Source organism: Leptospira biflexa serovar Patoc strain 'Patoc 1 (Paris)' (genome assembly GCF_000017685.1).
Lineage (GTDB): Bacteria > Spirochaetota > Leptospiria > Leptospirales > Leptospiraceae > Leptospira_A > Leptospira_A biflexa.
Genome location: NC_010602.1, coordinates 1,630,397 through 1,641,131, shown reverse-complemented (window position 1 = coordinate 1,641,131; position 10,735 = coordinate 1,630,397). Strand labels below are relative to the sequence as shown.

Annotated in this window: 9 protein-coding genes; 1 reads left to right on the top strand and 8 read right to left on the bottom strand. The window is 41.4% G+C overall.

Features of this window, described 5'->3' with window-relative positions; translation table 11 throughout:
* Positions 1–6: 6 nt before the first annotated feature.
* Positions 7–1,197, bottom strand: a complete 1,191-nt coding sequence (locus tag LEPBI_RS07745; RefSeq protein WP_012388557.1) for a polysaccharide deacetylase family protein — start codon at positions 1,195–1,197, stop codon at positions 7–9.
* 71 nt (positions 1,198–1,268) lie between these two features.
* Positions 1,269–2,495: a tyrosine--tRNA ligase gene (gene tyrS / locus LEPBI_RS07740; RefSeq protein ID WP_012388556.1), complete on the bottom strand. Its 1,227-nt coding sequence runs from the start codon at positions 2,493–2,495 to the stop codon at positions 1,269–1,271.
* A 97-nt stretch (positions 2,496–2,592) separates the two neighbouring features.
* On the opposite strand from tyrS, the gene LEPBI_RS07735 reads away from it, so the two are divergent.
* A complete protein-coding gene (locus LEPBI_RS07735) occupies positions 2,593–4,200 on the top strand; it encodes a glycerol-3-phosphate dehydrogenase/oxidase (protein WP_012388555.1) in 1,608 nt (535 codons plus the stop codon).
* A 53-nt stretch (positions 4,201–4,253) separates the two neighbouring features.
* Here LEPBI_RS07735 and LEPBI_RS07730 read toward each other — a convergent pair whose 3' ends face one another.
* The 6 genes from LEPBI_RS07730 to LEPBI_RS07705 all read right to left on the bottom strand — a co-directional run bounded on the left by LEPBI_RS07730 (position 4,254) and on the right by LEPBI_RS07705 (position 10,701).
* Positions 4,254–5,423: an NADase-type glycan-binding domain-containing protein gene (locus LEPBI_RS07730; protein WP_226992910.1), complete on the bottom strand. Its 1,170-nt coding sequence runs from the start codon at positions 5,421–5,423 to the stop codon at positions 4,254–4,256.
* A gap of 58 nt (positions 5,424–5,481) precedes the next feature.
* Entirely contained in the window at positions 5,482–7,254 is a 1,773-nt protein-coding gene (rpoD, locus tag LEPBI_RS07725) for an RNA polymerase sigma factor RpoD (RefSeq protein ID WP_012388553.1), read from the bottom strand.
* A gap of 16 nt (positions 7,255–7,270) precedes the next feature.
* Positions 7,271–9,082, bottom strand: coding sequence for a DNA primase (gene dnaG / locus LEPBI_RS07720; protein WP_012388552.1), 1,812 nt, complete (start codon positions 9,080–9,082; stop codon positions 7,271–7,273).
* A 12-nt stretch (positions 9,083–9,094) separates the two neighbouring features.
* Positions 9,095–9,550: a GatB/YqeY domain-containing protein gene (locus tag LEPBI_RS07715; protein ID WP_012388551.1), complete on the bottom strand. Its 456-nt coding sequence runs from the start codon at positions 9,548–9,550 to the stop codon at positions 9,095–9,097.
* 19 nt (positions 9,551–9,569) lie between these two features.
* Positions 9,570–9,788, bottom strand: a complete 219-nt coding sequence (gene rpsU, locus LEPBI_RS07710; protein WP_012388550.1) for a 30S ribosomal protein S21 — start codon at positions 9,786–9,788, stop codon at positions 9,570–9,572.
* Positions 9,789–9,876: 88 nt separating this feature from the next.
* Positions 9,877–10,701 carry a hypothetical protein gene (locus LEPBI_RS07705; protein ID WP_049755979.1) on the bottom strand — a complete coding sequence of 275 codons (825 nt, stop codon included), beginning with the start codon at positions 10,699–10,701 and terminating at the stop codon, positions 9,877–9,879.
* Between the last annotated feature and the right edge of the window lie 34 nt (positions 10,702–10,735).

The following is a 10,735-nucleotide window of genomic DNA, read 5'->3' as shown; positions in this document are numbered from 1 at the left end:
GTGTTGTTAGTCTTTTTGATTGTTTAATACTTCTGAAAGAGTAACGAAATGATACCCTTTTTCCTTCATCCGTTCAATGAAGGTAGGTAAAATATAAATCAGTTTGTCAAATTTACGTGGGCCACCGAGGTGCATGAGGATGATGGCTCCATTCATTCCATGGGGATCCGCTTTTTCCCAATTGTCGAGAAAGGTTAAGGTTTCCTCACCTGTTTTGTAATGAGGGTTTTTCACCACTTCCTTTTTTCCCTTTGAAGTCTTTTTGTAGAGGAACTGTTTGCTAATGTAATCAGGAAGGTCAAGAGATCCTTTTGGATTGTTTGACCACATGATATGATCGGTATACCCAAGACTTGCGTGGGCATCCAAAATCAACTGGCTAAGCGCTCCATATGGCAATCGGTAATATTTCTTTAATTCTTGTTTGGTGAGAGATTGAAAGGTATCTTCCACACGTTTTAATTCTTCTGCCATTCGAGGTAAGTCAAGGACTGATTTGGAAAGATAGTCGAGTACCATCCGTTTTTTTAAGGATGTCTCTGTAACCGACCGTTGGTAATTAAAATGAGACCAAGTATGGTTTCCAAATTCCACAGAGCCCGTTTTAGCCATTCGTTTGATGTAATCCAAGTTTTGTCTGACAAAAAATGATCCATTGGTATCGGAAGGCCTTTCGTTTGATAAAAATAAAGTCACCTTGATTTTATGTTCTTTGATATAATTGTATAAAACGGGAAGTTCTTCCCCTGTTGCCAAATCAAAGGTCAATGCGATTTCTTTGTGAGCTTCATTGCCACGGAGGATGTTACGTCCCTTTGTGTTGGCACTTACCTCTTTGAGAAATTCAATATTTTCTTCTACCTGCTTGGCAAGTTCGGTATCTGGTTCTGTCTCCCCAGCCAATGCATTTTCTTCTCGGAGTTGCTCCTGGTACATGAGGGAAAAAAGGGATTGTTCGAGTTCGCGAAGGCTACGTTCTTTTTCTTTGACCTCTGTTTCAAGTTTGGTCACACTTAGGCTTAGGTAGAGCAAATACCCAGTCAAAACTAGGACTGTAGCTCCGACAAATGCTAAGGCGGATATAAAGGCAAACCTTCGGAGTTTTTTGGCAAACAACCGATCCTTTTCAATGTCTTTCGAAAGTTCATGGACAATGTCCTGGATTTCTTTCTCTTCGTTTGTCGGATCGAGTGACATTTAGGTATGGGTTTCCTTAGTATCGATTATCGGAAAGGGACTTAAGGTTCTACACTCGTCTCTCTCATCCTTTAGGATTTGATCTTTAAAAATTTACCTTTCTTCCCTTGGCGGATGAGGTATTCTTTCCCTGGTTCCAGAGCGAGGCTCGAGTCCGTAATTTTCTCCTCGTCCAAATACAATCCCCCTGCCTGGATGAGCCGTCTCCCCTCCGAAACACTCGGGATGAACTTGAGTTGGGACAAAACATAGACAAGGAGTGGCGGTTTTTCTGCAAAATACGACGGGTCTAGGGTTTCAGTTGGAATTTCATCCGGTAAGGCTCGGTTTTTGGTATTGTGGATGGCCGTCCACTCTTCCACTGCTTTTCGATTGTCTTCCTTGGGATGGAGTTGGTCCATGATGAGAAGTGCCAATTCCGTTTTCACCTCTTTTGGATGGAGGGCCTTCGTGCGAATTCCCTCTTTTTTTGTTTCTACTTCCGCCAAAGGGAGGTCTGTGAGAAGTTCAAAATAATTCCACATCAAATCATCCGAGATCGACATGATTTTCCCATACATATCGATGGGTTTTTCAATGATCCCTACATAGTTGCCAAGTGACTTGGACATTTTTTTCACACCATCAAGACCCACGAGCAGTGGTAAGGTGATGACAGCCTGTGGCTTTTGACCGTATTCTCTCTGTAAGTCGCGGCCAACTAACATATTGAATTTTTGATCCGTTCCTCCGAGTTCGACATCCGATTTCATGGCAACGGAATCATACCCTTGTACAAGGGGGTATAAAAATTCAATCATCGAAATGGGAGTTCCCGCTTTGTGACGTTTCGTAAAGTCATCTCTTTCGAGCATCCTTGAAACCGTGTACTTGGAGGTAAGGACAAGGACGTCTTCAAATTTGAGTTCGGAACACCAATGAGAGTTATAGAGGATTTTGATTTTTTGAGGATCTAAGATTTTAAATACTTGGGATTGGTAGGTTTTGGAATTTTCCAAAACTTCTTCTTTGGACAAACGTTTTCTTGTTTCGGACTTTCCCGTTGGATCCCCGATCATGGCAGTAAAATCACCAAGCATAAAACAGACTTCATGCCCCAGGTCTTGGAAGTGTTTTAATTTTCGAAGCAGGACAAAATGGCCCAAGTGCAAATCAGGTGCTGTGGGATCAAAACCAGCCTTGATGGTAAGGGAAGGTTTGGATTTGATTTTTTCTAACAGTTCCGCTTCACTGATGATCTCGACTGTGCCACGGCGGATGGTTTCTAATTCTTGGTTCAATTCTATTTCAGTTTTCATAACAATTTCAAAAATTTTCGATGGTAGAAAAGGTGACTTTTGACAACACTAACCTTAGAATCTCTATAGGCAACCACCAAAGTACGTAAAAACCCTTATGAACCATTTAGATGAAAGAAAACAAACACTGAAACAGTTAGAATCTACCCAATATGATATTTTGATTTTGGGTGGTGGTGCCACAGGTTCCGGCACGGCCCTCGATGCGAGCCTACGCGGGTACAAAGTAGCCCTTCTCGAAAAAGCGGACTTCTCGCAAGGGACTAGTTCACGTTCCACAAAACTCATCCATGGTGGGGTTCGTTACCTTGCCCAGTTCCATTTCAAATTGATTTATGAAGCTTTATCCGAAAGAAAGCGCCTTCTCATCAATGCTCCCCACCTCGTCAAACCTCTCCAATTTGTACTACCTACCTATGTTTGGTGGGAAAAACCATTTTATTCCATTGGTCTCACGATGTATGACCTACTCGCAGGAAAGTCCATCGTCCCTGGCCATGAAAGAATCTCGAAAGCAACTGCCCTTGATTATTTTGCCTCTTTAAAAAAACAAAACCTAAAGGGTGGGATATCCTATTATGATGCCCAGTTCAATGACGCAAGGCTCAATGTAACAACCGTTCGTGCCGCAAAAGAAAATGGTGCGGATGTGGTCTCGAGGATCGAAGTGACAAACTTTTTAAAAGATGCCAACGGTAAGATCATTGGTGTGACGGCTAAAGATGCCATCACCAAAAAAGTAGTTTCCATCAAAGCCAAAGTAGTCGCAAACACAACGGGGGTTTGGATTGATTCCCTACGCAAATTGGATGATCCCAAAGCAGAAAATGTCCTTGCTCCAAGCCAAGGCATCCACTTAGTCTTTGACAAAGAAAAATTACCATGCCGCACGGCGATGATCATTCCCAAAACGGCTGATGGCCGAGTGGTGTTTGTCATCCCTTGGGAAGGAAAAGTATTACTGGGAACTACCGATACTCCCATCCAAAAAATCGATGATGAACCCCTTCCCTTACAATCGGAAGTGGAATTTTTGTTAAAAACTGGAAATGAATATTTGGATACCAAATTAACCAAAGCAGACATCGAATCTGTGTTTAGCGGGTTACGACCACTCATCTCGACAGGTGACAAAAAAGATACAAAATCCATCTCAAGAGAAGAAGCCATCCTTGTCTCCGACTCAGGACTTGTGACGATGTCTGGTGGGAAATGGTCTACATTTCGGAAGATGGCAGAAGACCTAACCGACAAATTGATCTCTGTTGGTAACCTAACTTCTAAAATGAAATGTTTTACGGCAAGTTTTGCCTTCCCGGGAGCTGACGGTTATAGCAAACACTTAGTAGCCAAAATCCAAACTATGTATGACCTCCCATATGAAACAGCGGTTCGTTTGAGCGATGCTTATGGCGGAGAAGTTCCACTCATCCTTGGCAAAAAACCAAAGGAAATCAAAAAAGGCAGTGGTTACTTTGCAGAAGAGATCAAACATTTTGTGAAAAAGGAATTTGCACTTTCCCTTTCCGATGTAATGGCGAGACGGTGGAGGATCCTCTTTTTGGATTTAAACTTAGCAGAATCACTTGCAATGCAAACAAACAACATCCTTGCCAAAGAACTTGGCTGGAAGGAAACAGAGAAAAAATCGTCTCTAAACGAACTTCTAAAACACATTAAGGATTTAAAGAAAACAATCGCTTAACGTTGATTCTGCGAAAAATGCAAGGTGTAGATATTTTTTATTCTGCACCAAACCTATTTCGGAATTGCTAGTTCGTAATGGTAAAATGTCCGACCCGTTTCTTTTTCCTTCAAAACAAACAGGAAATGGGTTTTGGGTTGGTAGACTTCCGAAAATTTAGTACCCAGCTTGGTTTTGAAATTTTCGTAATCTTCATCGCCGACCTCAGCACGTTTGAAGACCCAAGAAATATTCCGTTCGATCCCACCTAAATCAAAATAACTGAGGTTTAATTCCAAACCCTCGTCTGTTGACTGTAAGATGGTGTATGTTCCGATGATGGATGGTAAAAAACTAGTAGGATCACCCTCTCCATACATTTCGGAAAAACTAAAGGTTTGGTCCGGTTTAAAAAATACAGGAAGCACGGTCCCTTGGTCATAAAATAAAATATTCCCTTTTTCATTTGCCAATACCAATTGTTTAAAACCATAAGCATGGCGTTCTGCCTTTCCAAAGTCTGCAATCGTACGTTTGATTTTATCAAAGGATACCCAAGGGTTTGGGACAAATCCTTCTTTTTTCACTTCCCCCAAACGGACTTCTGATAAACAAACGCGACCCGTATTTCCAAGTCCATAGGTTTCTAATATTTCAAAACGGATGACATTGCCTTCAAATGTGGCATCCAAATCAATGACTTGTAACCCTTGTTTTCCAAATTTTGCTTTTGAAAGTGTAAAATCCTTGGTGCGGTCTTCTTTTAGTTTACTTTTGGAATCGTTTTTCTCCATCCAAAAGGACGAGACCCGAAGTTTTTTGATAGAATCATTATTTTTTAGATCATTCACGCCACGATGAAAGCCATTTAACAGTTGCAATGCTGTGAATTGAGTATTGTTTGATAAAAAAATGGTAAAACCAGAGCCCACTTCTTTTGCATTCGCGCAAAATGCTGTCCCATACTTATCATCCAAAGCAAATTCTGGACTGAAGCGCCAAGGTTCTTCTGGACTCACTTGGCCCACACTTTGTGTTCGTTCATAATCCAATTGTGTTTCTGATCGTTTGCAATGAAAAGTAAAGGAGACTGAAACCAAGAGGATACAGAAACAAAGGAAATGTTTGATTGGAGAGAATCGAAAAGAACCTTTCAAAGGGAAACGAACCTTTGGGTAACGGGAAAGAATTTGATACGATTTCAAAGGAATAGAGGTATGATGGCAAAATAAAAAGAGATCCATGGATTTTCCAAACCATGAATCTCTTCGAAAGTCCAATCAAGTAAAAAACAAATTTGTTTTAGTCGATATAGTCTTTCAATTTTTTGGAACGACTTGGGTGTCGGAGTCTACGAAGTGCTTTTGCTTCGATCTGACGAATCCTCTCACGAGTTACCTTAAATTGGTAACCTACTTCTTCAAGTGTTTGTGCATACCCATCATCCAAGCCAAATCGCATCCGAATCACTTTTTGTTCCCGAGCAGGCAGTGTTTGTAACACTTGGCGTATCTGTTCAGAGAGGATCGAGGATGCGGCAGAGTTGAGTGGCGAGATCACTTCTTTGTCTTCAATAAAATCTCCGAGTTCCGAATCTTCTTCCGAACCCACAGGGATCTCGAGTGAAATTGGTTCGCGGGCCACGTTTTTCACAGCCTTTACTTTCTGCACTGGCCAACCGAGTCGTTCGGCAATTTCATCATTGGATGGGTCACGGCCAAACTCTTGGACAAAGAGACGTGTTTCCCGGATCACTTTGTTCACTTGTTCGATCATGTGAACCGGTACACGAATGGTCCTTGCTTGGTCAGAGATCGCACGAGTGATGGCTTGTCTGATCCACCAAGTGGCGTAAGTGGAAAACTTATACCCTTTTTTGTATTCGAATTTATCGACCGCACGAATGAGACCGATGTTTCCTTCTTGGATTAAGTCAAAGAAATGCATACCGCGGTTAGCGTATCGTTTCGCAATCGATACCACCAAACGAAGGTTAGCTCGTACAAGTTCTCTTTTGGCTTGTGCAATTTCCCTTTCCCCTTTGATGATCTTTTCACCCCAATCTTTGATCTCCCCAACAGGAGAACCCGCTTCCTGCTCCATACGTCGGAGTTTTCTTTCATTATTGCGGATGTCTTTGATGACTTCTCTCACTTCATCAATGTCACAACCCATCATCTTTTCGATTTCATCTAGGTTTTCATTCTTTTCGATGAAACGGTTGAGAGCTTTGATTTCACGAACATCGTGGCCGTATTTGGCTTTGATTTTTAAGAAGTGTTTTTCGATTTCCTTAACACGGAAAACCATTGATTTGATCTTTTGAGAGATCTTTTGGATTTCTTTTTGGGAAACACCAATTTTACGAATGGCTTCATCAATTTTTCCAGTGGATAAATCGATTTTTTCTTTGAGTTCTTTGAACTTCTTAGAATTTTCCGAATACTTACGAATGCGGTTTGTGGATTCGTTTAGGACCTTCTCATCTTGTTGGATGAGTTCCATATTCTCAAAAAATACTTTTTCCAATTTGTCCGCTTGCTCTTGGTTGAGTGCGTACATTTTGTCCACTTTCACCAAGTCATAAACTTTGATTTTTTTGGACTTAATTTTTGGAATCAGTTTGGCAAAGTTTTGACGAAGGATGGAGGAACTTAAGATCGTTTCTTCAATGATCTTTTCACCCTTCTCAATCCGTTTGGCAAGGAATACCTCTGTTTCACCAGAGATAAGGGAAACTTTACCAATCTCTTTTAAATAAAGACGAATGGGATCTTCAGAACTAGAAGAAACACTGGACTCTCTTTTTTTACGTGCCGGTTTTTCTTTTGTTTCTTTTGTCGTTTCTTCTTTGGTAGTCGTGAGGCTACTTGATTCTTCTAAAGATTTTTTAGAATATTCTTCGACAATTTCAATCCCCATCTCGTGTAACAAGGTGAAGACATCATCAATCTTTTCGGAATTTAGAATTTTATCCGGTAGTATTTCATTGATCTCATCATAAGATACTTCTCGATTCGCTTTTCCGATCGAGATGATCTTTTGTACTTCTGGTAGGCTTGCTAGATTTTCCATTCTACCTATATCCTCTTTAGACTTCTAACGTTTGGATCGTTCGGAGATACACGGATCTCTTATTTTTTTCACTTTTTAAAAGTGAAAGTTCTGACAAAAGATTGTTCTTCTCTTCAATCGTTAAGTCAGGTTTCGCCATTTCTTTCACAAGTTCTTCCATCCGTGCGTCATCCAACAAATCCGCATGGTAAAGAAACATCGCTCTAAATGTAGCTGGGGTCACTGATACATCGGCCGAAAAATGTTCAGCAATCATTCCCAGGTATTCCGAAGGAATTTCTTCCCTCGAAAGAATTTCTGCAGCTGTTAGGTTCTCATTCTGCAAATACTTTGTATATAAATAGTCCCAAAAAAAGGCAGACACCTCATCACGAAACTCAAGTGAAAGTAAGTCATCAGCAAAACTAAAAAGTTCTAAGTTTTGAATGAGCATGGCTATCATCTTCCGCTCACAGACAAGAACAGGAGATGGTTTCCCCGGTTTCTGTGGCGTGCGGTCTTTCTTAGTATCGACAACGGAAGGGGTCGAAGTTACACCTGGTTTCCCACGAAAGTCCTGAAAAAGAGAAGAAAATGAGAGTCCCAGTTGGCGAGCTCCCTCTTCTAAATAGACCTGTTTGTCCGTTTCCTTCTCCATTGGTTTTAAGAATTCAAAGAGTTTTTTCACTCCTGCTTGTTTTTCTTCTGCAAGGGAAGTCGGACCTGCCCCAGCGAGGATCTCTCGGATCATAAATTGAGAAGCGGGAGAGGCACCTTCCAGTAATTCTCGGATTTCCTGTTTGTTATGATGGAGGGAATAATCAAATGGGTCTTTGCCTTCGGGGATATGGCAAACTTTTACCACAACTCCTTCCTTGGAGAGAAGGTTTACGGCACGAAAGGCACCTTTGGTTCCAGCTTTATCGGAATCCATCATCAGATACACTTTGTCTGCCATGTTTTTTAAAATCCGAACATGGCCTTCTGTGAAGCCAGTACCAAGAGGTGCGACGACAAATTCAATTCCTTTGCGAAAGAGACCAATGGCGTCGAAAACACCTTCCACGATGACAGCTTCTCGTGTTTTGCGTATGCTGTCTTGGGCTAAATTTAAATTATAAAACGTACGGCTTTTGTCGTAAATGAGTGAGTTTGGGCTATTGATGTATTTGGCTTCTTCCGATTCACCTAAGATACGTCCCGAAAAGGCAACCACTCTTCCTCTTGGATCAATCACAGGGAACATGATCCGGTTGCGAAAAAAATCATAAGGATCTTTGTTTTGGTCCTGTCGTTTGAGTAGACCCAACTGTTCTCCTAACTTCACTTCCGCATCTGTTTTGAACAACTCGCTTCGTAAATTTCCAAATCCAGGAAGTCCAAATCCAATCTTAAAAACCTTTAGGTCTTCGGCATACATACCACGTGATTCTAAATACTTTAACGCAAGTTCACCGGCAGTTGTATTTAGATTTTTTTGAAAGTATTCGAGTGCTTTTTGTGAAATTTGATAAAGTGCTTCTTTTTTTCGTTCCGACTCTTCTTCTTCTTTGGTTCTTTCCACGAGTGGAATGCCTGAATATTCAGAGAGGACTTCCAGAGATTTTAAAAAATCCACTTTTTGGTAATCCATCACAAAGCGGAATAAATCACCCGATGCCTTACATCCAAAACAGTGGTAAAATCCACCTTCTGGGTTTACATTGAATGATGGGGTTTTTTCATTATGAAAAGGGCATATGCCAACGAGATTTCTACCCATTCGGCGTAACGGAACAAATCGGTTGATGTAGGAGTCAATGGAGACTTCTCTGCGAACTCTTTCTTTAAAACTTTGGTAAGGATTCACAGTTTGGTTATTTTAACGGGCGCTAAGTGCTTGTTTAACGAGGGAGGATACCTTGGAGCCGTCTATATTTTGTCCTTTAAATTTTGCCATTACTTTACCCATCACCTTTCCCATATCCTGAGGTCCCGCTGCATTGAGTTCTAGGATGGCCTCTTCTGTTGCCTTTCCTATTTCCTCTTCGGAGACTTCTTTCGGAATATAACGAACGATGATTTCTGCTTCTTCCAGTTCCTTACTCGACAGATCAGGACGATTCGCTTTGTCATACTCCAAAGCGGTATCCTTTCTGCGTTTGTAATTGATTTTTAAAATCTGCATCACGGCAGTATCTGTGAGTTCAGAAGCACCGGTTTTCGTTAATTCATATTGAATTTCTGCTTTGATAAGGCGCAAAGTACCAAGGACTATTTCATCCTTGGCTTTTAAGGCCGTTTTTAGATCGCTACTAATCGTCTCTTGCAGGGTCATTGGAAAACCGGCTTAAAAATTAAAGTTTATCTTTTTTAGCGAATAATCTTTTCTTTTTGTCTCTTTTGCGTTTGGCAGCTTCGACTGCTTTTTTCTTAATCACGCTAGGTTTTTCAAAGTATTCACGGCGTTTGATTTCGCTCATGATACCAGCATTTGCACAATCTCTTTTGAATCTACGAAGCGCCGCCTCGATTGATTCCCCTTCTTTTAAATAAATCCCTACTTGTGGGGTCATAGACAAACAACTGTCCTTTTGTAAAAATGGTCTAGTTTTGACGGTATCGTGAACCGCCCTATTTTGTCAATTCGGCGTAAAAATGCTTTTAGAAATTTTCAAGAAAAATCGACGAAAACTTGGCGTCATCTGCCAAAATCTCACTGTCTATGGGGAAGATCTTCAATTTGTAATCTAAAATCAAGTGTTTTGAAGGGAAATACAAGGATCCAAACCTGTGGTTCGCTCCATCTAAGGTTTCCCCTGGGCAAAATAAAAAATAGGACCTTGGGTTCATTTGGAAATTGAATTCATTTTCCCTCGTTTCTTTGTGGAGGGTTGCCGTCACTTCCCGTAAAATTTCCTGGCTTTTGATGACTCCCATGGGTTTAAAAAAGGGACTTAGGTCTTGCAGATGGAAAAATGCGATGACCCCTGACTTGGTATCCCCTTGGAACGCTTTCCCCATTCGTTTTCGGATGGGTTCCGTGATGGTTTCAAAATCAAGTAGGTTCTTCTCCCGAAGAGAGATCCCCGTCGCACAAAACGTGAGCACTTGGTTTGAGAGATCTTCCCAAACTCTTGGGAAAAGACTGAGGCCCTTTTCTAATAGTAGAATGACAAACACAGGGACTTCACCCTCGGGCAAACGGACCACAAACGCTTCCATTTCCCGTCCTTCTTCTTGGAAGGAATGGAGGGACTCAGGTGCTAAAAAGGCCATGGTGCGGGTCCAATCAGGTAGGGCATTTGTGACCAATTGGCGAATCGAATCTTCTTCTCTTGTCCGGCCAAATTCATACACCAATTCTTTGCCGAGAAACACCCATCCCAATCGAGCTCCGACACTCGCAAAACTGAGTCCCAAACGTCGGGAATGGTAATCTGTCATTTGCATGGAAGGAGAAGGACTGAGGTGCATTGGTTCTGTCATGGCTCTTACGTGATAGTATCGGTTTTTGCCCTTC